Annotated in this window: 22 protein-coding genes; 10 read left to right on the plus strand and 12 right to left on the minus strand. The window is 63.3% G+C overall.

Going from position 1 to position 22,021, the window contains the following annotated elements; translation table 11 throughout:
* Window position 1: 1 nt before the first annotated feature.
* Window positions 2-688 carry a metal-dependent transcriptional regulator gene (locus tag AS9A_RS08450; RefSeq protein ID WP_041450960.1) on the minus strand — a complete coding sequence of 229 codons (687 nt, stop codon included), beginning with the start codon at window positions 686-688 and terminating at the stop codon, window positions 2-4.
* A 173-nt stretch (window positions 689-861) separates the two neighbouring features.
* Between AS9A_RS08450 and AS9A_RS08455 the strand changes: the two genes are divergently transcribed.
* Window positions 862-2,118 carry an acetoin utilization protein AcuC gene (locus AS9A_RS08455; RefSeq protein ID WP_013806552.1) on the plus strand — a complete coding sequence of 419 codons (1,257 nt, stop codon included), beginning with the start codon at window positions 862-864 and terminating at the stop codon, window positions 2,116-2,118.
* The gene (locus tag AS9A_RS08460) at window positions 2,102-4,795 is read left to right on the plus strand and encodes a bifunctional acetate--CoA ligase family protein/GNAT family N-acetyltransferase (protein ID WP_041450961.1); all 2,694 of its coding nucleotides are present in this window, start codon (window positions 2,102-2,104) and stop codon (window positions 4,793-4,795) included. Before AS9A_RS08455 ends, AS9A_RS08460 begins: the two co-directional genes overlap by 17 nt.
* 58 nt (window positions 4,796-4,853) lie before the next feature.
* Here the strand turns inward: AS9A_RS08460 and AS9A_RS08465 are convergent, their stop codons facing one another.
* The 4 genes from AS9A_RS08465 to AS9A_RS08480 form a co-directional block, all read right to left on the minus strand.
* Entirely contained in the window at window positions 4,854-5,837 is a 984-nt protein-coding gene (locus tag AS9A_RS08465; protein ID WP_013806554.1) for a sigma-70 family RNA polymerase sigma factor, read from the minus strand.
* A gap of 183 nt (window positions 5,838-6,020) precedes the next feature.
* Window positions 6,021-6,446, minus strand: a complete 426-nt coding sequence (gene dtd, locus AS9A_RS08470; RefSeq protein ID WP_013806555.1) for a D-aminoacyl-tRNA deacylase — start codon at window positions 6,444-6,446, stop codon at window positions 6,021-6,023.
* Complete coding sequence (locus AS9A_RS08475) at window positions 6,443-7,957, minus strand: N5-glutamine methyltransferase family protein (protein ID WP_013806556.1); 1,515 nt, start codon at window positions 7,955-7,957, stop codon at window positions 6,443-6,445. The genes dtd and AS9A_RS08475 overlap by 4 nt, the downstream gene beginning before the upstream one ends.
* Window positions 7,954-8,355: a DUF3099 domain-containing protein gene (locus AS9A_RS08480; protein ID WP_013806557.1), complete on the minus strand. Its 402-nt coding sequence runs from the start codon at window positions 8,353-8,355 to the stop codon at window positions 7,954-7,956. Before AS9A_RS08480 ends, AS9A_RS08475 begins: the two co-directional genes overlap by 4 nt.
* 72 nt (window positions 8,356-8,427) lie before the next feature.
* Here AS9A_RS08480 and AS9A_RS23235 point away from each other — a divergent pair, with 72 nt between their 5' ends.
* The gene (locus AS9A_RS23235) at window positions 8,428-8,661 is read left to right on the plus strand and encodes a DUF3039 domain-containing protein (RefSeq protein ID WP_013806558.1); all 234 of its coding nucleotides are present in this window, start codon (window positions 8,428-8,430) and stop codon (window positions 8,659-8,661) included.
* Window positions 8,662-8,787: 126 nt separating this feature from the next.
* Here AS9A_RS23235 and AS9A_RS08485 read toward each other — a convergent pair whose 3' ends face one another.
* Window positions 8,788-9,924: a YihY/virulence factor BrkB family protein gene (locus tag AS9A_RS08485; protein ID WP_013806559.1), complete on the minus strand. Its 1,137-nt coding sequence runs from the start codon at window positions 9,922-9,924 to the stop codon at window positions 8,788-8,790.
* A 241-nt stretch (window positions 9,925-10,165) separates the two neighbouring features.
* Between AS9A_RS08485 and AS9A_RS08490 the strand changes: the two genes are divergently transcribed.
* Window positions 10,166-11,905 carry a DEAD/DEAH box helicase gene (locus AS9A_RS08490; RefSeq protein WP_013806560.1) on the plus strand — a complete coding sequence of 580 codons (1,740 nt, stop codon included), beginning with the start codon at window positions 10,166-10,168 and terminating at the stop codon, window positions 11,903-11,905.
* Window positions 11,906-11,975: 70 nt separating this feature from the next.
* Here AS9A_RS08490 and AS9A_RS08495 read toward each other — a convergent pair whose 3' ends face one another.
* From AS9A_RS08495 to ppgK, 3 genes are all read right to left on the minus strand, one after another.
* On the minus strand, window positions 11,976-12,167 hold the full coding sequence (locus AS9A_RS08495) for a DUF7455 domain-containing protein (protein ID WP_041450962.1): 192 nt from the start codon (window positions 12,165-12,167) through the stop codon (window positions 11,976-11,978).
* Between the two features lie 196 nt (window positions 12,168-12,363).
* A complete protein-coding gene (locus tag AS9A_RS08500) occupies window positions 12,364-13,875 on the minus strand; it encodes an RNA polymerase sigma factor (protein WP_013806562.1) in 1,512 nt (503 codons plus the stop codon).
* 170 nt (window positions 13,876-14,045) lie between these two features.
* On the minus strand, window positions 14,046-14,828 hold the full coding sequence (gene ppgK / locus AS9A_RS08505; protein ID WP_013806563.1) for a polyphosphate--glucose phosphotransferase: 783 nt from the start codon (window positions 14,826-14,828) through the stop codon (window positions 14,046-14,048).
* 83 nt (window positions 14,829-14,911) lie between these two features.
* On the opposite strand from ppgK, the gene AS9A_RS08510 reads away from it, so the two are divergent.
* Window positions 14,912-15,799, plus strand: a complete 888-nt coding sequence (locus AS9A_RS08510; RefSeq protein ID WP_013806564.1) for an inositol monophosphatase family protein — start codon at window positions 14,912-14,914, stop codon at window positions 15,797-15,799.
* Between the two features lie 7 nt (window positions 15,800-15,806).
* Here the strand turns inward: AS9A_RS08510 and cei are convergent, their stop codons facing one another.
* Complete coding sequence (gene cei / locus AS9A_RS08515; protein ID WP_013806565.1) at window positions 15,807-16,448, minus strand: envelope integrity protein Cei; 642 nt, start codon at window positions 16,446-16,448, stop codon at window positions 15,807-15,809.
* 493 nt (window positions 16,449-16,941) lie between these two features.
* Between cei and AS9A_RS08520 the strand changes: the two genes are divergently transcribed.
* Window positions 16,942-17,238, plus strand: coding sequence for a DUF4193 domain-containing protein (locus tag AS9A_RS08520; RefSeq protein WP_013806566.1), 297 nt, complete (start codon window positions 16,942-16,944; stop codon window positions 17,236-17,238).
* A gap of 109 nt (window positions 17,239-17,347) precedes the next feature.
* On the opposite strand, the gene AS9A_RS08525 is transcribed toward AS9A_RS08520, so the two are convergent.
* Window positions 17,348-17,893 carry a DUF3093 domain-containing protein gene (locus AS9A_RS08525; RefSeq protein WP_013806567.1) on the minus strand — a complete coding sequence of 182 codons (546 nt, stop codon included), beginning with the start codon at window positions 17,891-17,893 and terminating at the stop codon, window positions 17,348-17,350.
* Between AS9A_RS08525 and dut the strand changes: the two genes are divergently transcribed.
* Entirely contained in the window at window positions 17,892-18,356 is a 465-nt protein-coding gene (gene dut, locus AS9A_RS08530) for a dUTP diphosphatase (protein ID WP_013806568.1), read from the plus strand. The two genes, AS9A_RS08525 and dut, sit on opposite strands and share 2 nt — an antisense overlap.
* 56 nt (window positions 18,357-18,412) lie before the next feature.
* Complete coding sequence (locus tag AS9A_RS08535) at window positions 18,413-19,213, plus strand: DUF3710 domain-containing protein (RefSeq protein WP_013806569.1); 801 nt, start codon at window positions 18,413-18,415, stop codon at window positions 19,211-19,213.
* Here the strand turns inward: AS9A_RS08535 and AS9A_RS08540 are convergent.
* Window positions 19,187-19,927, minus strand: a complete 741-nt coding sequence (locus AS9A_RS08540; RefSeq protein WP_237707892.1) for an alpha/beta fold hydrolase — start codon at window positions 19,925-19,927, stop codon at window positions 19,187-19,189. The genes AS9A_RS08535 and AS9A_RS08540 overlap by 27 nt on opposite strands.
* 59 nt (window positions 19,928-19,986) lie before the next feature.
* On the opposite strand from AS9A_RS08540, the gene AS9A_RS08545 reads away from it, so the two are divergent.
* Together AS9A_RS08545 and AS9A_RS08550 are read left to right on the plus strand one after the other, a co-directional pair.
* Window positions 19,987-20,694, plus strand: coding sequence for a DUF3159 domain-containing protein (locus tag AS9A_RS08545; protein ID WP_041451717.1), 708 nt, complete (start codon window positions 19,987-19,989; stop codon window positions 20,692-20,694).
* A complete protein-coding gene (locus tag AS9A_RS08550) occupies window positions 20,694-22,004 on the plus strand; it encodes a class I SAM-dependent RNA methyltransferase (protein ID WP_013806572.1) in 1,311 nt (436 codons plus the stop codon). The genes AS9A_RS08545 and AS9A_RS08550 overlap by 1 nt, the downstream gene beginning before the upstream one ends.
* Window positions 22,005-22,021 lie beyond the last annotated feature (17 nt).

A 22,021-nucleotide genomic window follows, 5' to 3' on the forward strand; every position in this document is an offset into this window, starting at 1 on the left:
ATTAGACCTTCTCCACCTGGATCGCGTGCGCCATGTCATCAGAGATGTCGAGACCCTCATGACCCGGCGTGGTGATACGGATTCCACCCGGATATGCCTGCGCCGTGATGCGAGCATTGGGGACCACGCCCGCGTGGCGAAGCCTGGCAATCAACTCTGTGTCGACCTGGACATGTTCTGCGAGCCGTCGGATCATCACATGCACTGACGTGCCTTGCGGGATATCGGAAAGCCTGATGAGTGCGGGCTCCTGCTCGAATGGCAGATCGAGGCCGAGCATCTCGAGCCCAGGGATGGGGTTGCCATACGGAGACGTAGTGGGATGGTTCAGCACCGAAACGAGGCGCCGCTCTACATCTTCGCTCATCACGTGTTCCCAGCGGCACGCCTCAGCATGCACATTTTCCCACTTCAGCCCGATGACATCGACGAGCAGCCGTTCAGCGAGCCGGTGCTTGCGCATCACCGCGACGGCGAGTTCTCGCCCTTTAGGCGTGAGTTCCAGATGGCGATCTCCAGCGACGGACAGGAGTCCATCCCGCTCCATACGCGCGACTGTCTGACTAACAGTTGGGCCACTCTGATCTAACCGCTCAGCAATGCGGGCGCGCAGCGGCACCACGCCCTCTTCTTCAAGTTCGTAGACGGTCCGGAGGTACATCTCCGTCGTGTCAACTAGTTCTCTCACTCTCACACCCCTCTGTCGAACGCGAGTTTACCTTTACCGCAACCTTCCTGGGGGCTCCTGGTGCCCTGTGGACGCAACGCGCCGCTAACGGAGGTCGTATCTACGTGCCGTGCCCCAATCGAAACGGTGCGGAAAGCCGCACAATTCCTGAGTGCGCAGTAGCGTGGAGCACTATGAGGCAGCACCCGGAACCCGTTCCGTACAGCGTCATCTGGACGCCGGAGTTCCTCAGCTACCGGCTCAGTGAGTCGCACCCGATGAACCCCCTCCGCCTTGAGCTGACAATCGATTTGGCTGAGTCCCTTGGAATTCTGGCGGAAAGCGAAATAATCCGTCCGGATCGGTCCTCCGAGCAGGAGTTGCTCCGGGTCCACACGCCCGCTTATCTCGCTGCCGTGCAGAAGGTCTCAGCACCAGATTCAGGCACGCACCGGGAGAACCGCCTCATCGGCCTGGCACACGGGCTCGGCAATGATGACAATCCAGTTTTCCCGGCGATGCATGACGCAGGCATGATCGTCGCAGGCGGCACGCTGGCCGCGGCACATCAGATTCACTCCGGCCTGGCCCGGCGGGTCGTCTCCATCGCGGGCGGTATGCACCATGCGATGCCCAACTATGCCGCGGGCTTCTGCATCTACAACGACTGTGCGATCGCGATCTCCTGGCTGCTTGATCATGGATACACCAGGATCGCGTATATCGATGTCGACGTTCACCATGGGGATGGTGTCCAGCACGCGTTCTACGACGACCCGAGGGTCATGACGATCTCACTGCATCAGCATCCCGCCACGCTGTGGCCGGGAACCGGATGGCCAGCGGAATTGGGCGACGGAGCGGCCGAAGGGACGTCTATCAATGTGCCGATGTTGCCGGGCACCCCAGACTCGCTGTGGCTACGTGCGTTCCATGCGATCGTCCCTGGTGCCATCAGGGCCTTTGAACCACAGATCATTGTGAGTCAGTGCGGAGCGGACACCCACCGCGAGGACCCTCTCGCGGACCTCGCACTCACAGTCGACGGCCAGCGGCTCGCGTTCCGTGCAATGCGCGACCTCGCGGACGAATGCTGCGAGGGAAGGTGGCTCGCGGTCGGTGGTGGAGGCTACGGGCTGATCCGCGTGGTGCCACGATCGTGGACGCATCTCATCGCGCTGGCTGCTGGTATCGATATCGATCCTGCGACGGCGATACCGGACTCGTGGAAAGAGCGGGCCAGGGGTTTCGCGCCCGATATCAGACCGCCGGAGCGAATGGGCGATGAGGGCAGAGTGGAGTTCGACCGGTGGAGCGGCTCCGTGGTCGGTCCGGTTACCGGGCCCCCGAGCGCCGAGCGTGAACTAGCGCGAATTGACAGTGCCATTCTCGAAACCCGTCGTGCAGTGTTCCCACTGCTCGGCCTCGACCCGGATGACCCACGTGACTGAGAACCTGCCTGAAACACGCGTACCACCGTCTTATCCGGTCAGCTGGGAAGCCGACGTGCTTGCCGCTGACGGTGGCGTGGTACACCTGCGCCCTATCACTCCCGCGGACAGCGATGCGCTCGTCCGCTTCCACGCGGGCCTGTCAGAGCGGACACGCTACCTGCGCTACTTCGGTCCGTACCCGCGGATGTCTGATCGCGACGTCAAGCATTTCACGAACGTCGACCACCGCGATCGCGTCTCGTTCGTACTCATACTCGGGGATGACATCATCGGTGTGGGCCTGTACGAAAGCCTCCATTACTCGGGGACAGACAACTCCGCTGAGGTGGCTTTCGTCATTGCCGATGCGCACCAGGGTAGAGGTCTCGGTTCGATTCTGCTTGAGCATCTCGCCGACGCGGCAGCGCAGAACGGCCTGACACGGTTCGAGGCTGAAGTGCTCGCGGAAAACCGCGGCATGATCGCTGTCTTCAAAGAAGCTGGGTATGAAGTCTCACGCAGCTACGACGGGAGCGTCGCCCACCTCGCGTTCGACATTGATCCAACGGAGGCGCGGTTCACCGTCCGTGATTCCCGGGAACGCATGTCTGAGGCGCGCAGCGTCCGCAACGTGCTGCACCCAGGGTCGATCGCCGTGATCGGCGCATCAACCGATCCGTCGAAAGTGGGTGGCGCGGTACTGCAAAACCTTCTTGCCGCGGGCTTCACGGGTCCGGTGTTTCCTGTCCATCCGGATCGGGTGTCGGTTCGAGGTGTGCGCGCCTATCCGACGGTCCGTGATATCCCGGATGAGGTGGATCTCGCCGTGGTTGCTGTACCAGCACCCGCGATCGATGAAGTGCTCGACGATTGTCTCGCTAAACGAGTCAAGGCGCTCGTGGTCGTGTCGGCGGGGTTCAGTGAGGCCAGCCTCGATGGTGTCGATGCTGAACGTCGACTCGTGCAGTCGGCGCGAGCGCACGGGATGCGCGTCATCGGCCCGAACGCGCTCGGCGTTGCCAACACCGACCCCGCTGTCGCGATGAACGCGTCCCTCGTGCCCATCTTGCCCCCGCGGGGGCGAATCGGATTTTTCTGTCAGTCGGGCGCTCTCGGTATCGCAATTCTTGACACCGCGCGGCGCCGTCAGCTCGGCTTGTCCACCTTCGTCTCAGCAGGAAACCGCGCCGACCTCTCGGGAAACGATCTGCTCCAGTATTGGGATTCTGATCCTGAAACTGACGTGGTCCTGTTGTACCTGGAAAGCTTCGGCAACCCGCGGAAGTTCTCGCGCATCGCTCGCCGCGTCGCGCGAAGCAAGCCGGTTGTCGCTGTGAAAAGTGGACGGCATGCCGCACCGTTCGCGCTGGCCGCGACCGGTGTCGCGCTTGATGAGTCAAGTGTGTCGGCATTGTTCGAACAAACTGGTGTCGTGCAGGTCTCGAGCATCTCCGACCTTTTCGACTGCGCGTTGCTGTTCGGCTACCAGCCGCTGCCGGGCGGGCCGCGCGTGGCCGTGGTCGGGAACTCGACTGCACTCGGTGTCCTCACCGTTGATGCGGCGCGGGGTGAGGGCCTCGACGCGGCGGACCCGGTTGACGTCGGACCGCACGCAACGCCCTCGGAATTTGCGAGCGCGATCTCCGCAGCGCTGGGTTCTGAAGACGTCGACGCCGTGATCGCAGTCTTCGTGCCGCCCGTCGCGGTGCCGGCGGAGCCGTACGCGGCAGCGCTGCGTGAGACGGCGAGGGGAGCGGCGAAACCATTGCTGACAACCTTCCTGGGCAGCGAAGGCATCCCCAACGAACTCGCTGTCCTTGATGACAGCGGCGCGCCATTGCGCGGTTCCGTACCGTCGTACCCTGGCCCGGAGCGCGCTGTGGCGGCGCTCGCGCGCGCGTGGCGGTACTCGCGGTGGCGGAATCAGCCGGTATCGAAAGTCGTGCGGCCAGACGGGATGGATCCGGACAAGGCCAGAGACATGATCCGGAAATGGCTGCCCGTCTCAGGTCACCGCTGGCTCACTGACGAGGAAACCAACCGCCTGATCGAATGCTACGGAATCGAGGTCGTCCCGTTCCGCGACGTAAATAGCCCGGAAGAGGCAATCGTGGCCGCAGGCGAACTGGGATTTCCCGTCGCTGTCAAAGCGGTCGGGGAGCAGTGGCAGTACCGAACTGACCTGCTCGGCGTTCGCCTGGACCTGACGAGGGAAACTTCGGTGCGCCTGGCGTATGAGGCAATCGCCGAGATAACCGGGTCATCGATGGTGCGGGTGCAGAAGATGGCAGCGAAGGGGATCGGCTGCACACTTGGCCTCCAGGATGACCCTTCATTCGGCACCCTCATTACTTTTGGGCTCGCGGGTGTGATCTCCGAGCTAGTCGGCGACCGCGCCTATCAGGTACCGCCGCTTACTGAAGAAGCGGCCAGCGCCCTCATCAATGCGCCGAAGGCCTCGCCACTGCTCGACGGTATCCGCGGAGCACCGCCGGCGAATAAAGCTGCTCTTGTTGAACTGGGCCAGCGTGTGTCGGCCCTCGCGGTCGATCTGCCCGAGGTGCGGGAATTGCTGTTTCACCCAGTTCTCGCGGCGCCGGAGGGAGCGTCCGTCATCGGCGCTCAGATCCGCATCGGCAAGGAGGTCGCGTACCTTGACCTCGATAACGCAGCAGGCGCACGGCGCCTGCGATAGAGAAACGAAGGCGCGGGCCAGACTCCCGACAAGTCTGTCCCGCGCCGTGAACAGGTGGTTATGACGCGTAACCGCGCAGCTTCTCCGCGCGATCACCCTGGCGCAGCTTCGTCATGACCTCGCGTTCGATCTGACGGACCCGCTCGCGCGAAAGTCCAAAGATCCGGCCGATTTGATCGAGTGTGCGAGGCTGGCCGTCCTCGAGCCCATAGCGGAAGGTGATGACCTGGCGCTCCCGCTCATCGAGGGTGGAGAGGACCGTTCGGATGTCGCTGTGCAGCAGTCGTGTGATCACTGCGGTCTCTGCGTCAGTCGCATCGGAGTCTTCGATGAAGTCGCCAAGCGGAGCCTCTTCGTCATTTCCGACGGGCATATCGAGACTTACCGGGTCGCGGCTGTGGTCGAGGAGATCCTGGATCTTCTCCTGTGGGATGCCGGATTCACGCGCCAGTTCTGCTTCTGTCGCTTCGCGGCCGAGTTGCTGATGCAGCTCACGCTTGATGCGAGCGAGTTTGTTGACCTGCTCGACAAGGTGTACTGGGAGCCGGATGGTGCGACTCTGATCGGCCATGCCGCGGGTGATGGCCTGCCGGATCCACCACGTCGCATAGGTCGAGAACTTGAAGCCCTTCGCGTAATCGAACTTCTCCATCGCGCGAATAAGCCCGAGGTTGCCCTCCTGGATGAGATCCAGCAACGGCATACCACGCCCGGTGTAACGCTTCGCTAGTGAGACGACGAGACGGAGGTTCGCTTCGAGCAGATGGCTGCGAGCCTTCTGCCCGTCACGGACGATATAGGCGAGATCCCGCTTCTTCGCAGGAGTCAGCTTCGGTGCGGTCTGCAGGATATGCGTCGCGTAGAGGCCTGCTTCGATGCGCTTCGCCAGCTCCACTTCGTCCGCAGCCGTCAGGAGTGCTGTGCGCCCGATACCATTGAGATAGACACGAACAAGGTCAGCGGCGGGGCTTTGCGAATCAAGCTCAGCTGCGGTGAGATCCGTAGCTCCATTCCTGCGGCGAGTGGTCGCGGGGCTGGTCATTGCGTGCCTCCTCATCGATTGTCGTACATAACAACAACGGTCGGAACCCCGGAAAAAGTTCCCGGGTACTCTCGTGTGCGGTGACGCTGACCTGCGTTGATCTTCCTCGGAACTGAGAAGTTGCTGAGAATGGCGTCCTCTGCGGAACCAAAGTTACTGGCTAGTTGCGGAGCTGACTGCGCCTCAGGTGTGCACGAGTACGGTGAACGGCCCGTCATTGACAGACTCGACCGCCATGTCCGCCCCGAACGCCCCGTGCTCGACCTTCAGCCCCTGTGCATGCAGCGCCTGGGAGACTTCGCTGTAACGCTGCGAAGCTTCGTCCGGTGCTGCGGCGGCGATCCAGGATGGACGGCGGCCCTTCTTCGTATTTCCCAGGAGCGTGAACTGGCTCACCAGTAATACCGGTGCCCCGATGTCCAGCGCGCATTTCTCGTCGCGGAGGATTCGCAGTTCGGCGATCTTGCGCGCCATGATCGACACCTGCGTCGGCCCGTCGTCGCGTGCCACACCGAGGAGCACGAGCAAACCAGGTGACTGAATTTCACCGACGACGTCGCCGGCCACGGTGACAGACGCTCGAGTGACACGAGAGATCACGGCGATCACGCTGCTCCACCTCGGTTGGAGAAGATTTCTGCAGGGAGGACGATGCCGTGCCGGATTAGCGCCTCCGCGAGCGCGAGGCCGCTGGCCACCATCTCCTCCGAAGCCTCATCAGTCGTCGCCGCGAGCAGTTCGAGCACGTCGCCGAAGGGCAGGCCCTCAACGCCGCGCAGACCCCCGAGCAGCATCACGCCGAGATCGTCTATCTCGTGCTGCCAGCGTGGCCCTTCTGTGCGGTGAATGCGCGTCACCACTGAATCCCAGCCGTCTGCGCCGGGCACCGACACTCGTTCCAGCGCGCTGTTGGGATTCAGGACCAGGCGTTCGGTCAGTAGGTCATGTGTCCGCAACCATGCGACGCGCTGCAGGTATTGAGACGCTTCATCGCCGAGAGGGTCGTCGAACGAGTGGCGTAGGTCCTCGCAAAGAATGTCGGAAGGTGCGTCGGTGCGACGCAGAAAGACGAACCCGAAACCGATCGCATCGACCCCTGCGTGGTCGAGATGTGTGAGCCACTGTTCCTGGCGAGCGATCCCTGCTGGAGTGCGCAAGTCAACGTCGGTGTCACGAAGCCAGGTGGACACATAGAGATCCTTGTCGGCGATGTCTCGCTGGACGAACCAAGCGTCGACACCCTCGTCGGGCAACCACGACGCGACACGGGCACGCCAATCGGCCCCCTCTTGATGCACCCAGGATGCGAGCAGAGCGGCAGTGCCGCCAGGCCGCAGATGTTCGACGCTCTTCTGGACCACCAAAGCGCTCGCACCGTCGAGTTCCAGACCCGAATCACGGTAGGTGAGTTCCACGGACGGTCCGCTGACTACGAAGGGCGGATTCGCGACGATCTGATCGAAGAGCTCACCCTCGACGGGTTCGAACCACGAGCCAGCGCGCACGTCGACATCGATGTTGTTGAGCGCGAAGGTTGCTTCAGCGAGACGGAGCGAGCGGGCACTGATGTCTGTGGCAGTGATCGAGCCCGCGTAGGTTGCGGCGTGGACTGCCTGAATCCCGCAGCCAGTTCCCAGATCTAGGACTCGCTCTGCGGGCCCCACCGGGGTTGCCCTCAGGAGCGACAGGGAAGCTGCACCGACGCCGAGTACGTGATCCGTACTGAGTTCACGGTCGCTCATCGACGCGTCGAAGTCCGAAACTATCCAACGCGTACCGCTGCCGGTGTCGAGTGGACGGATATCGATTGGTGATTCCGCAACCCCTGCCTCATTCGGCGCGAAGAGGCCCGCACGAATAAGCTCACGCGCACTAAGAGGGGCGAGGGCGTGTATGACATCGTCTGCAGGCAGCGGATCGCCGAGCATGAAGTACCTGATGAGCAACCCGAGTTGCCCGGCATCACGGCAGTATCGGCGGACTGCTCCAGGCTCACCCCGGTCGAGCGCAGCGAGTCCGGAGTCGCCTAGAACCTCGATCACGCCGTCGGCAGTAAAACTGATGCTCTCAAAGACTTCGCGCAGCGTGGTCCAGACCGCAGTGGTGTTTTCGTGCGTCACCCGTCGATTGTCTCGTGCTTTTGCTGTTCGATCGCGCGCTGCTCCTCTTTGATGGCGCGCCTGCGCGCGTCGTAGCGGTCTGGTTCACCTTTCCGCCGGGGCGGACGGTCGTTGGCGACGAGGACAGCAACCCATGGAAGAGGGATCGACAGCGCAATGATAAGCAGGGGAACCCAGCCAGTGCCCGTGACCGAGTAGGCGATCGCCGCAAGTATCAATGCGGGGATGCGGAACGACATGAGAATCGTGTACTTCCGCACTCTGGCCCGGTGCTGCTGTTCGAACGACTCTGTTGCGCCCGTGATCAGCAACGGCTTGGAAGGCTTGCCAAATGCCTTCGCCGTGGATTCGTCCCCGGTGAAGAATCCGCCCTGGGAACTGCGCGGATGATTCGTCATGCTTCTACTCTCCCACTCCGGTGAGAACGAAGCCACTTCGGCCTCGAATCCGAGTACGGCATTATTAGGAATGTGAGCACCGAAACGAAGGAACGTCCCGATACGCGGACCGATGAGACAACCGGCGACGATGTACCCAAGTTCTTCCACTACGTGCGTAAGGACAAGATTACAGAAAGTGCCGTGACAGGTAACTACGTCGTGGCGTTATGCGGAGAAGTATTCCCCGTCACCCGGTCAGCCAAACCTGGATCGCCTGTGTGCCCGGAGTGCAAAAAGATCTATGAGCGTATGCGCTCGCAATAGCTGGACCACCTGGCTCGAGTTCTGCTTCGCCCACCTCTGAGCGACAATCGCGATTCCCGGATAGATTGTCGCTCAGAGGTGGGCGAGGCGCGCTTGCCTCGGCGGGGCGCTCCATGCGGGAACGCCCTAGGGTTTTTTGAGCTGTTCGACCACTTCGTCGTCCTCAGCCGGATCAGCCTCGTGCCTGCCATGGTGGCTGCGCAGCTCGCTGGCCGGCTGATCGGTGACCACTCTGATCGACCCGGACGCGAGCCGCAGCAACTGAGACGTGACGGGCCGTTGTTCGTCGGGACGCTCCGATGCTGCCTGCGCCTGGTTCGCGAGCCACCGCCTCACCTGTTCGATTCGTGTCGCGCGTGCCGGCCAGATCTCCTGGATCGTCGCATTGAACTCCGCGCCCAGCATGATGGCAAAGCCAAGGAAGAACGCGAAAAGCAGGAACGCGATTGGCGTTGCCAGTGCGCCATACGTGTAACCGGTTCGTGTGATCGCTCCGAGGTATACGCGCAGGCCGGTACTCGCCGCGTAGAAGACCACACCGGCGAGGACCGCGCCCGCAAGGAGCCTGTGCCACGGCAAGCTGCGGGGCAGCGCGACCTTATAGAGCGTGGTCAGGCCAAACAGCAGCAGAACCGCAACCGCCGGGTAGTAGAACGTGCGCACCATCTCCGAACCCAGGTGATCCCACGAATCAGGAATGAGGTCCATGATCAGCGCAGGTCCGAGCGCAACGAGTGGCATGGTGAAGACCGCGAGGAATAGAAACACGACGTAGAGGAGCAGCGCGAAAAGGCGCTGCCACACCGGATGGCGATGCTCGTTCTGGCCGTGCGCCTCCACGATTGCGTCGACGAATGCGGAAATCGCTGAGGAACCCGCCCACAGCGACAGCACGAAGCCCACGGACACGAACTCGAGGCGGCCGCGGACGAGCACATCGTTGACGGTGGGCTGGATGATCTGGTCAACGACGCTCTCATTGAACACGGCGCCACTGAAGGTGATGATCTTGCCCTCGATGATATCGATTGTGTTCGGGCCGAACCAGTCGCCGACATACCCAAGCATCCCGAGCACCCCGAGGAAGAGGGGCGGCAGCGATAGCACCTGCCAGAAAGCAGCGGTGGCGGAGTGGGAAAAGATCGAGTCGTCCCATGCCTTCACCGTGGTACGCCCGATCACCTGACCGGTGCGGCGTATCGGGTGCCAGCGGTGGGCCCGGGCGGGGCCGTCACCGCGTGTTGGCGTTTCTTGTTCGCTCATGGCCTCTCTAGGATGCTCGACGGGCCGGAGCAGAGCGGGGAAGCGGTCTGTCGTGTCTGCGGCGGAGGATAGGCGGTCCGGTGAAATAATATGGGTCGCGCTAGCGTCCCGCCCACTGCGCCAGTGTGGTGGTGCCCACGTGATGAGACCATGTTCGTTCTGTGTGCGGCGCTGCGGCTAGCGTGCAACGTGACTGCCGCGCAGAGTCTGCGGCGAAAGTGTGAGCTGACAAGGAGTGTGTGTGCAGGCGGAAACGGTGCAGTCCGGCGTCAGGGCGTCAGTGGTGACGCTGCGTGCCTGGCAGCGGCGCGCTCTGACGAAGTACCTGGCAACCAAGCCCCGGGATTTCCTGGCCGTGGCAACGCCTGGTGCGGGTAAGACGACCTTCGCCCTGCGCGTCGCCGCTGAACTGCTCGAGGACCGCACCGTTGACCAGATCACGATCGTCGCGCCCACCGAGCATCTGAAGCATCAGTGGGCAGATGCCGCGCACAGGCTCGGAATCTCGATCGATTCGCGGTTCAGCAACTCGACCGGGCAGACCTCGCGCGACTACCACGGTGTCGCTGTTACCTATGCGCAGGTCGCGTCGCACCCGTTCAAGCATCGCGTCCGCACCGAAAACCGCAAGACGCTTGTGATCCTCGATGAGATTCACCACGCGGGCGACGCGAAAAGCTGGGGTGAGGCCATGCATGAGGCCTTCTCGGATGCGACGCGGCGCCTTGCGCTCACCGGAACACCGTTTCGCAGCGACGACAGTCCCATCCCTTTCGTTACCTATGAACCGGAGGGCGGTGGTCTCTCGCGATCCAAGGCAGACCACACCTACGGGTACTCAGACGCTCTCGGCGATGGCGTGGTGCGCCCAGTGGTGTTTCTCGCCTACTCGGGTGAAGCCCGGTGGCGAAACAACGCGGGCGAGGAGTTCGCCGCGCGACTCGGGGAGCCGCTTAATGCGGAACAAACCGCCCGGGCGTGGCGCACCGCCCTCGACCCGAACGGAGACTGGATCCCCTCCGTACTCTCTGCGGCGCACACTCGGCTCGGTCAGTTACGCGCACGCGGCATGGCGGACGCAGGTGGACTGGTCATCGCGTCCGACCAAACAATGGCCCGTGCGTATGCGCAGGCACTTGAGGAGATCACAGGGGAGAAGCCTGTCCTCGTCCTGTCGGACGACCCTGCATCGTCAGGCCGCATCGCTGAGTTCAACGCGAGCGGCGACATGTGGATGGTCGCGGTCCGCATGGTGTCGGAGGGCGTTGACGTCCCCCGACTCGCTGTCGGGGTATACGCCACGAGCGCTTCGACGCCGCTGTACTTCGCGCAGGCCATCGGACGCTTTGTGAGGCTCCGGACACCAGGGGAGACGGCGAGCGTCTTCCTGCCATCAGTGCCGGTCCTTCTCGATCTGGCGAGCAAGCTCGAGGCTCAGCGTGACCATGTGCTCGGCAAGCCCCACCGCGATAAAGAGGGCTTTGATGACGAACTCCTTGCGCAGGCCAACCAGCAGAAGGATGAACCAGGGGAAGACGAAAAAGCCTTCACGTCACTCGGGGCACAAGCCGAACTAGATCAGGTGATCTACGACGGTTCGTCGTTCGGCACCGCGACGTTTGCGGGCAGTGATGAAGAGGCCGACTATCTAGGGTTGCCCGGTCTGCTCGACGCTGACCAGATGCGCGCGCTGCTGCAGCAGCGTCAGAGCGGTCAGATCAAGAAGCGGGCCCAGGAAACTGCGCCAGTGCGAGAGCCGGATGCTGCCGGGCCCGTGCCGGAGCGAAGCGAGTCGACCGCCGAGCAGCTCGCGCACCTGCGGCGGGAACTGAACACGCTGGTTGCACTGCATCACCACCGTACGGGCAAAACGCATGGCACGATCCACGGTGAGCTGCGCAGGACATGTGGGGGCCCGCCCACGGCTATGGCGACTGCAGAGCAGATCCGTGACCGGATCGCGCTGCTACGCAACTGGTAGCCAGTTCAGGAAGAAAAAAGTGGAGCCCCGATCGGGGCTCCACTGTGAACGTTTCTGGCGGTTGGGACCTCTAGTCGTCGTCTGCTGCTACCGCGACGATGGCTTCAAGTTCCGTGAGCTTTGGCTGGAACTCATTCGCGTGATGGTTGCAGAAGAGGAGTTCGCCGCCCGACGGGAGTGTCGCCATTACCCGGGCACGGGCGCTGCACCGGTCGCAGCGATCAGTCGCAGTTAGCCGGACGGTGGTCGCTGTTGCGGTCATGTCTCCTCCATTCCGGTGCCCGGAGGCTCCCTGTGTGTGGACACGCGGTCAGTCCGTGGCTCAGGGCCATAACCCGCATCCCTTACCCGAATATACGAACGGGGCGACCATCTTGTTCCCGCATCATGCCCGGATGTGGTTTATCCAACAGTAAACGCCCGGACAACTAATGGTTGTCCGGGCGTTAACCAGGAAATCAGTCGAGGTAGTCCCGCAACACCTGGCTGCGGCTAGGGTGACGCAGCTTCGACATGGTCTTTGACTCGATCTGCCGGATGCGCTCACGGGTCACCCCGTACACCTGCCCAATTTCGTCCAGTGTGCGGGGCTGGCCGTCTGTCAAGCCGAATCGCAACCGCACCACACCGGCTTCGCGCTCAGAAAGGGTTTCAAGCACCGACTGCAACTGATCCTGCAACAATGTGAAGCTCACGGCGTCGACAGCGACGACGGCTTCACTATCTTCGATGAAGTCGCCGAGCTGGCTGTCCCCTTCGTCGCCAATCGTCTGATCGAGCGAAATGGGCTCGCGAGCATACTGCTGAATCTCGAGGACCTTCTCCGGGGAGATGTCCATCTCTTTGGCGAGTTCCTCAGGAGTGGGCTCGCGACCCAGATCCTGCAGAAGTTCACGCTGAATGCGGCCCAGTTTGTTGATGACCTCGACCATGTGCACCGGTATACGGATGGTGCGAGCCTGATCGGCCATGGCCCGGGTGATGGCCTGCCGGATCCACCACGTGGCGTACGTCGAGAATTTGTACCCCTTCGTGTAGTCGAATTTCTCGACTGCACGGATCAAGCCCAGGTTGCCTTCCTGAATCAGATCGAGGAAGGCCATTCCGCGGCCGGTGTATCGCTTTGCCAGCGACACGACGAGCCGGAGGTTTGCTTCGAGGAGATGGTTCTTCGCACGGTTTCCATCCCGCACCACCCAGCTGAGGTTCTGACGCAGCGGCGGCGCTACCTTCTCACCGGCCTCGGCGAATCGGCGCATTTTCTCTGCCGCGAAGAGGCCAGCTTCGATCCGCTTGGCGAGTTCGACTTCCTCTTCGGCGTTGAGAAGTGCAACCTTGCCGATCTGCTTCAGGTAAGCACGAACGGAGTCCGCGGAGGCGGTGAGCTCGGCGTCCTTGCGCGCCTGGCGCAGGGCTTCCGACTCCTCCTCGTCCCAGACGAAGTCCCCGGACGGATCTTTCTCGTCCTTATCCGGCGCTTGGCTGCGGCGGCGGCGGCCCTGCGCGGCAGTCGCGGCGTCCGACGCGTCGAGTTCCGCATCGCTGAGTTCGATCTCCGCGTCGGCTAAGTCCTCGCCCGGTTCGATATCGGGAAGACCGTTTTCTTCTGCCTCGGCATCAGCATCGACGGATGCGGGTTCGGTTGCCGACGGTGCAGCTTTTTGCGCAGTCTTGCGCGGCGCCTTCTTCGTGGCGCCCTCGGAACGTGTCGTCTTCTTGGCTGCCCGGCGCGCTGTCTTAGCGGGAGCCGCTGCGCCGTTCTCGGCAGCAGGTGCCGTGCCAGCGGTCAGCGCCTCCTCCTGGGCTGCTTGCTCGGGAGCAGTCTTCGCGGCAGTCGCCTGCTTGGCGGCCTTCGCTGGCGACTTCTTAGCGGGGGCCTTGCGGGCTGCAGTGCGCTGGGGAGCGGTAACTGCACCAGTCCCAGAGTCGGAATCTGAGCCGGCAGTGCCCGGGGTCTCGGTAGATGCCACGTACGCCCTTTCGTGACTTCGTCGTGCGGCGTTGAGCCAGGTTCGTCGGGAGAACCGTGCTGGCGGAAAGTCCTTCGGAGTGGCCCGCAGTGAACAGGCCGCGTTCCATTGTAACGATCCTGCGAGAGTGACGAGTGAGCGATCGGCGTTGAGCCTCCCAAAAAGCCCGATTAATCCGAATATGCGGCAACGGCCCCGCCCACGATTCCCGCGGTGTTACGCAACTGGGCTGGGATGATGCGCGTTTGCGTTGTCAGGAGCGGGATCCACTTGTCACTTTTTTTGCTCACGCCGCCGCCCGCGATGAAGAGGTCCGGGGAGAAGAGCGCATCGTAGGTGCTGAGCACGGTGGATACCTCCGCGGCCCAGTCCGTCCAGCTCAGATCATTGCGTTCACGAACAGATGCCGCGGCACGGTGCTCCGCTTTTTTTCCGCCGACTTCCAGATGGCCCAGCTCGCTATTCGGAATCAGAATTCCGTTGTAGAGCAGCGCTGAACCGATACCTGTCCCGAAAGTCAACAGGATGACGAGGCCGTTCTCGTCACGGCCAGATCCGAACTTCTGTTCGGCGAGTCCCGCCGCATCGGCATCGTTAAGGACAGTGACCTTCCGCCCGTCGAGTTCTGCTGTGAAGAGAGCCCGAGCGTCCGTACCTATCCATGTGGGGTCGATGTTTGCGGCGCTGTATGTCACGCCATGTTTGACGACCGCGGGAACGGTGACGCCAACGGGCCCGTCCCAGTCGAACTCCTTCACGATCGCCGCCACAGTTGCTGCGACCGCTCCGGGGGTCGCGGGCTGAGGGGTGTCAATCCGGATACGCTCAGTGGCCAGCACTCCGGTTTCAAGGTTCACGACGGCACCTTTGACGCCGCTGCCGCCGATATCAACACCCAGACCCAGCCGGGGTGGCGGGCTGTCGGCGGACGGTGTCTGTGGCTCGGTGTGCATTAGTGCGCCCCCTTGCTGCGGTTTGGCTGGCACCAGCTAGTACTCGTGTCACCTTAGCGCCCTCGGTGGCGCGGAAGGCGTGCATGTGCTGCGATGGACGCGTGCCGGAAGACAGCAACATCGCCGACCTCGCAACCGATCTCCGTGTTGTGGCCGAAGAAGTAGCTATGGAAGCTGCCGCGTTCGTGCGGCGGCGTCGGCCGGAAGTGTTTGGCGCCCCAGGCGGCTGCGTCGCCACCGGTGCCGTGCAATCGAAATCCACGCCTACGGACCCGGTCACTATCGTCGATTCGGAATCGGAACAGCTCATCCGAGAGCTGCTGCGCAAGTACCGTCCCGACGACGCGATCCTTGGTGAGGAAGGCGGCGGGGACGCGAAGGACACTGTCGGCGTCCGCTGGGTGGTCGATCCTATCGATGGAACAGTTAACTTCATGTACGGCATCCGCGCGTATGCGGTGTCCGTCGCCGCGCAGATTGACGGGCGGTCGGTTGCGGGCGCAGTGGTCGACGTCGCGGCGGACCTGCTTTATTCCGCTGCGACCGGGCAGGGCGCGACATGTCGGCAGGGAAGCAGCGGTGCTGCCGATCCCCTCAGTTGCAGCGCAGAAACCAGCCTGAGCCACGCCCTCGTTGCCACAGGCTTCTCATACTCGGCGCAACACCGGCGCCGGCAGGGTGAACTTGTCGCCTCGATCCTCCCTGTGGTCCGCGACATCCGCAGGATCGGGTCAGCGGCCCTGGACTTGTGCATGGTGGCATCGGGTCAGGTCGACGCGCACTACGAGCACAGCCTGAATCCGTGGGACTGGGCCGCGGGGAGTCTGATCGCGACCGAGGCTGGCGCCGTGGTCAAGGTACCCGCAGCCACGGAGTCCGGGACGTCCCACGTCACCGTTGCTGCGGCTCCGGGCATAGCGACGGAGTTCCTGAGCCTGCTCGAGGACAAAGGGGCGCTAGAGCCGCTATAGCACCCGTTCAGCAAAGTGCTGCACGTGCCAGGTCGATGGTCTCCTTCTCCGGGCCGTCGCCTCCGCGGAGCAGTTGGAGTGCAAGCTCAGCGTCAGGTGACGGGGAGATATTCCGGAAATAGGTACCAAGTGCGAGATCGACCGTAGCGTCGCCCCTCTCATCCTCGATGAGCTCGACGCACGGGGCTGCCAGCCACAACGTGCTCGCGGCGGCGAGACCTCCAGGTCCGAACCTGATCTGACCGTGGCACTGAAGGTTCTGATCCGTGTAAATGGGATCGTTCCCAGCCTGGACGTCAGGAGCTGACTCGTAGCCGAGATCGCTGAGTTGGGCCGCTACCGCCGACGCTTGACCAGCTTCGCCGTTCGCGTTGAAGACCCGCACCTGAGTCTGGGGCAATGGGGCGGGCGGAACTTTCACCATCTCAGATCTCGCGAATCGTTCTCCGAGGGGCGGCGATCCGGGTGGCGGATCATTGCAGTCAATCGCGCTGACGGGCGCTTTCTCAATCGAAAGAACCTGAATCCAGACGATCGCTGCCGCGGCGCCCAGCACAGCTACAAGGATGAGGATGGGCAGGGGCCGTCGGCGCCTGTACGGCTTGCCGTGGGGATCGGTGGCGTGCCCTTCGGTGATCAGCGAGACCACAGTCTGGTGGGTCCTTCCTTAAGCGGAACAACTCTGCAGCGCAGTTCGTTGTGGGGGAGTCTAGCCATTAGACTGCGCCCGGCTGCATTGTGGCATGCCGACAGGCCGGGAAAATTGCGCTAGTCGCGGTGCGGCCCACCGCAGCCTTCGAGAAAAGCGCCCGGAGGAAGCGTGCACGGGGAACAGAAGAATAGCGATTTGGTTGCACCCTGTCGGTTTGCCGTCGGAGTTCTGGGTAGGTTCGCTATTGTCTGGCGGCTGGTTGTTCTCGGCGACGCGCGATGTGAGAGGTATGTCACAAACCACAGGGCGCTGAGGTCGGGCATAAAATGCCCGACTGGTACGTTACCCACCCGCACACGTACTCTGTGCCCGCCTGCCGGAGCAGTCCCTCTCGAGGGCCTGGCCGGAAATGTCCGGTCGCGGCGGCGTGTTATTGAGAATATGGCACAAGCGCCTGGTAACAGCGCACGTGGATAGGGGATGAAAGTAAATGCCGACTGATTACGACGCGCCGAGGCGCAGCGAAGCGGACGACTTGTCCGAGGACTCGCTGGACGAGCTGACGTCGCGCCGTGAGGCTCAATCGTCAGCTGTCGATATCGACGACTCGGACACTGCCGAGTCTTTCGAACTTCCTGGGGCAGACCTCTCCGGTGAAGAACTCTCGGTCCGGGTGATCCCGAAGCAGGCCGATGAATTCACCTGCTCGCAGTGCTTCCTGGTCTTCCACCGAAGCCGGCTTGCGAGCAGTGAGGGCGGTCCGCTGGTGTGCCAGGATTGCATCTGACGGCTTCGCCAGTGACGGGTGTGAGTCACACCAGTTCGCCGTGAGGAACAGGTGAGCGAACCGACGTGCGTCGGCGCGCCGAGCGTCGCGCTGCTCGGCCCGCCAGTAATTAGCGGCGGATGGCGGAGTCGATTGCCTCAACGAGACGTTCGGGGCGGCGGGTGCTGACGAGCCAGTAGGGCGTGGGGTCCTCAGGGTCGTTGAGGACAACAAGCACCATTGGCCGCACCCAGTTCCTGTGCTGAACGTACGCCGCTGGGTCCAGTTGCCGACCCATTGCTGCCCGCTTCGCTGAGGGCGGGATCACCGCGGTCCGGGCAATGACGCTCGTGGGGAGGTGAGCGTCCCCCACGTGCAGCGCGGGACCTTCTGGCCCGTGGTGAGTAACCCGCAGCGTGGTACGGGAGAGATACCACAGCACCCAGAGCGGGACAGGCGCGAGGATCACATAGGGCAGCCAGGCGGGCAGAGCGCTGATGCCTAGCGCAAACTGGGTTGCTACCAGGGAAGATGCAACAAGTCCTAGGGGCCACCACCACCAAGGGACCCACAGCTGCTCGGTGAATTCCGCCTGCGTTTGTTCTTTGGGGGACTGTGAAGCGTGTTCGGGCACGAGAATAAGAGTAGTCTCGCCGAACGTGCGCACCGAAAACATGACTGATCTAGCGATCCCCGTAGTGCGGCTCGATCCGGGCTTGCCGCTCCCATCGCGAACTCACCCAGGCGATGCTGGAGCCGACCTGTTCTCGGCGATTGACGTGACGATCGAACCCGGCGAGCGTGTTCTCGTCGGGACTGGCATTGCCATTGCCCTCCCGGAGGGCACTGTTGGACTCATTCATCCCCGGTCGGGTCTCGCCGTTCGCACCGGTCTCTCGATCGTGAATACCCCAGGTACTGTGGATGCCGGATACCGGGGTGAGATCAAAGTTTGTCTCATCAACCACGATCCCCGCACGGCCATACACGTCCGGCGCGGAGATCGGATCGCGCAACTGGTGGTGCAGCGGGTGGAACTTCCCGCGTTCGTGGAAGCCGAGTCGCTGGGCGAAACAGCGCGGGGCGACGGTGGCTACGGCTCGAGTGGTGGACACGCAAGTCTGGCTGCCGATGCATAACTCGCGGCGTGTGCGCCTCACCGGGTTGCGCGCGAGGCATCAGGAAGGGAAGTGAAGTGGGCTTTCTTCGTCGCAACAAAAACTCAGAAGTGAACCCCGAATCAGAAGCGCCTCCCGAAACGGGGATAAGCGAAGGCGATGTGCCGGGGAGTCGTGAATCCGACCGCTCGAACGGTCCATTCGACTCGGGCGAGGTCGAGCAGCCTGCAGCAGGTGAGAAGCGCCTCGATCTCGGAGCGTTTTCCTTGCCTCTGCCCGCAGGTGCGCAGGTCCAGGTCGAGATGGCTAAAAGCGGTGGTGTGCAGGGTATTCACCTCGCCACCCAGTTCGGCCGGATTACCGTCGCCGCCTACGCGGCACCACGGTCGTCGGGAATGTGGCGGGAGGTGTCGGGCGAACTGAGCGAGTCGTTGCGTCGCGACGGCGCTGAGGTGACGACCGACTCTGGCCCGTGGGGACCGGAAGTGACCGGGGTAACGAAGTCTGCCGACATCCGTTTCATCGGGGTAGATGGGCCACGCTGGATGATCCGGCTCGTAGCCGCAGGACCCCCGGGGGCAGGCGTGCATAACGGTGATCTCGCCAGAACGGCGCGCGAAGTACTGTCGGGCACCATCGTCTCCCGCGGTGACGCGCCGCTCCCTGTCCGTACACCGTTGCCAATCACGCTGCCTAAGGCGCTCCAGCAGCAACTAGCGGCGATGCAGCAGCAGCAGGCTATGCAGGCGGCCAAAGCTAGCGCAGCCCAGCAATCTCCGCAGCAATCGCCCCAACAGGCAGCGCCAGTGATAGATTCTCCGGAATCGGGCGAAGCGGACGCGGGTAATGCGTCAGAGGGCGCCGAGCGCCCGCAGTGAGTTGAGGCAGCCGTGACCGAGCATCGCTGGGTCACGGCCCGCGTCAATGAGAGTGACTGGGGTGATATGCGCCCGCGCGAGCTGTGCATGCCACTGTGTGGCCGCTTCCCACGGGTGTACTGGGTCGTCCGGAGCCGCGGCGATGCCTACCGGCACCGACACCGAGCGCAGCACATCGCCGGTCACAGCGCCAAACCGGCCCGCCTCGTCCAGTGCGTCGGCAAGCGCGGGCCACTGATCTCGCCACGAAGCCTCGAGTTCATCTGCCAGCCAGTCCGGACTTGACGCGCGCATTTCTCTGATTACGGAGTCAATTCCGTGCTCTCGGAGCAGCGCGGCAGTATGGCGGGCGCTTCGCGCGGCCGGCGCGGCGTCGGGAGAACCGGTCCAGGCGGGCAATGCGGCGACCACGCCTGCAGCGCTATGCGGATTCTGGGATGCCCAAAGCACGCCGACAGCAGCGCCGATGGACACGCCCCCAGCGAGCACGCGACGGCCGCCCTGAGTCGCGTGACTGAGCGCTTCGAGCGACGATGCAATGAGTCGCCGTGGGTCCGGCTGCACCGCTCTTAGCGGGATTCCTGCTTCAGCGAGCGCGGGTCCGAAGGCTCTCCGGACAAAATCCGCCCGAGACCCCGAGCCTGGAAGTAGCACAGCGACGTCCGCTTGCACCCTGTCTGGGGCTTGAGGCTGGCATTCTTGTGCGTTGGACACCTGTCTATCGTGCCTTGTCTTGCAGTTCGGCCGATCGGATGGCGCGCGGTGTGCCCGAGATGTGGCACCCTCATAGTGTGTTCGATCAGCAGCAGTCACGGCTCGACCAGCTAGGTGGGGTCAGTGGTCTCATCCAGTCGACGGTGCCCATCGTGGTTTTCATCGTCACCAACACCATCGCTGGCCTCACCGCCGCGATCTGGGTCGCGCTGGGCGCGGCGGTGGCGGTGCTGGTGTGGCGAATGGTGCGCAAGGACGCCATCCAGCCCGCCATTTCCGGCTTCATCGGCGTGGGCATCTGTGCGTTCATCGCGCACCGCACAGGGGAGGCGCGGGGTTTCTTCCTCTTTGGTATCTACACGAGCCTCGTGTACGGCTCGGTCTTTTTGCTGTCGGTCCTGGTGCGTTGGCCCCTGGTCGGCGTCCTGTGGAGCTTCCTCAACGAGCGCGGTACCGCCTGGCGACGAAATCGGACCGCGCTGCGGTACTACGATCTTGCGACCGGGGTGTGGGTGCTTGTCTTCGGTGCGCGCTATCTCGTTCAAGCGCACCTTTACGACACTGACCAGACCGGCATGCTCGCGTTCGCCCGGCTCGCGATGGGGTGGCCACTCGCGGCTGTTGCATTCCTCGTCTGCGTGATCGCCGTCCGCAAGGCTGATCAGGCGATCGAGGACGCTAGCCGTGGCGACGAGGCGTCAGCCTCCGGTGAAAGCGATCCGGACGAAGCTGCGCCGCACAGCGGTGAGCAAGGAACCAGGCTCTAGTGGACGATGCCACAGAGCGCTGGCGCGGGCAGACCGTCGAAGTAACACTTGGTGATCCGGCACATGGTGGGTGGTGCGTGTCGCGCCACGATGGGCGCGTCGTGTTTGTGCGCCGCGGTATCCCTGGTGAACGGGTCCGGGCGCTGATCACGGATGACCGCGGCGGAAGCCACTGCTTCGCCGAAACGGTCGATGTCGTGGACCCTTCGCCCGACCGGGTTGAGTCTGTGTGTTCAGTCAGTGATGCGGGAGCGGGCTGCTGCGATCTCGCTCATATTCTTCCCAGTCGGCAGCTCGATGTGAAGTCGGCGGTTGTATCAGGCCAGCTTCGGAGGATTGCGCACATTGACCGTGCGGTCGGTGTTGAGACGTTGCCGCGAGACCTGAGCCCCGGAGCGGTCAGCGTCGGTGGCTGGCGGACGAGGGTCCGGCTTGGCGTGGACCGCACGGGCGCTGCTGGCTTCCGGCGCCACCGGAGCAACGACCTCGTAACGCGCCTCGATTGCCCACAGCCTGTGCCTGGCCTTCTGTCCGGCATCGGCGCCCGCAAATGGACAGCGGGGGCGGAACTCCAAGTGGTTCGTGACGGCGACGGCACCAGGCACATCATTGAGATCGCACCGGCTCACGCGGGGAGGCGCCGACCCAACCGTACCGACTCGGCGGAGCAGCAACGCCGGTCTGCGGCTGCACGCCGCGCCGCACGCGCCCGCCCCCGTTCGGAGGCGGTGCGCGAGGGTTCGGGGCGCGCCGTGGAATACGTGCAGGGACGAGCTTTTGAGATCGCCGCATCTGGATTCTGGCAGGCGCACACAAGCGCAGCGGAACAGTACGCTGGGATCGTTGCGGAATGGGCCGATCTGCGCCCGGGCGAGGGCGCCTGGGATCTCTATAGCGGGGCTGGGGTCTTCGCCTCGGTCCTCGGAGCTCAGACAGGTAGCGGAGGTTATGTCGAGGCAGTCGAGGCTGCGCCGCAATCTGTTCGCGATGGGGTGGCCGCGGTCGCGGACCTTCCGCAGGTACGCTTCCATCGGGGCGCGACTGAGCGCGTGATCGATACCCTCTCCGCAAACCCCGCCGTGGTGGTTCTGGACCCCCCGCGGGTGGGTGCTGGCCGCGCGGTGATTAGCAAGGTCGCCGCCGCGGCACCGCGACGGATCATTCACATTGGCTGCGACCCAGCCGCCTTCGCGCGTGATTGCGCACTGTATCGCGCCGCAGGTTACAGTCTGGCAGAGTTGCGTGCGTTCGACGCGTTCCCACTCACACACCACGTCGAGTGCGTGGGTATGTTCGTGAGAAACCGTTGATTGGCCCACATTGGCTG

The organism is Hoyosella subflava DQS3-9A1 (genome assembly GCF_000214175.1).
GTDB classification, from domain to species: domain Bacteria; phylum Actinomycetota; class Actinomycetes; order Mycobacteriales; family Mycobacteriaceae; genus Hoyosella; species Hoyosella subflava.

Coding starts and splice junctions, on each gene's coding strand:
- AS9A_RS08455 (WP_013806552.1), top strand. CDS start 862: ATGAGGCAGCACCCGGAACCCGTTCCGTACAGCGTCATCTGGACGCCG.
- AS9A_RS08460 (WP_041450961.1), top strand. CDS start 2,102: ATGACCCACGTGACTGAGAACCTGCCTGAAACACGCGTACCACCGTCT.
- AS9A_RS08465 (WP_013806554.1), bottom strand. CDS start 5,837: ATGACCAGCCCCGCGACCACTCGCCGCAGGAATGGAGCTACGGATCTC.
- AS9A_RS08480 (WP_013806557.1), bottom strand. CDS start 8,355: ATGACGAATCATCCGCGCAGTTCCCAGGGCGGATTCTTCACCGGGGAC.
- AS9A_RS08485 (WP_013806559.1), bottom strand. CDS start 9,924: ATGAGCGAACAAGAAACGCCAACACGCGGTGACGGCCCCGCCCGGGCC.
- AS9A_RS08495 (WP_041450962.1), bottom strand. CDS start 12,167: ATGACCGCAACAGCGACCACCGTCCGGCTAACTGCGACTGATCGCTGC.
- ppgK (WP_013806563.1), bottom strand. CDS start 14,828: ATGCACACCGAGCCACAGACACCGTCCGCCGACAGCCCGCCACCCCGG.
- AS9A_RS08510 (WP_013806564.1), top strand. CDS start 14,912: ATGTGCTGCGATGGACGCGTGCCGGAAGACAGCAACATCGCCGACCTC.
- AS9A_RS08520 (WP_013806566.1), top strand. CDS start 16,942: ATGCCGACTGATTACGACGCGCCGAGGCGCAGCGAAGCGGACGACTTG.
- dut (WP_013806568.1), top strand. CDS start 17,892: ATGACTGATCTAGCGATCCCCGTAGTGCGGCTCGATCCGGGCTTGCCG.
- AS9A_RS08525 (WP_013806567.1), bottom strand. CDS start 17,893: ATGTTTTCGGTGCGCACGTTCGGCGAGACTACTCTTATTCTCGTGCCC.
- AS9A_RS08545 (WP_041451717.1), top strand. CDS start 19,987: ATGTGGCACCCTCATAGTGTGTTCGATCAGCAGCAGTCACGGCTCGAC.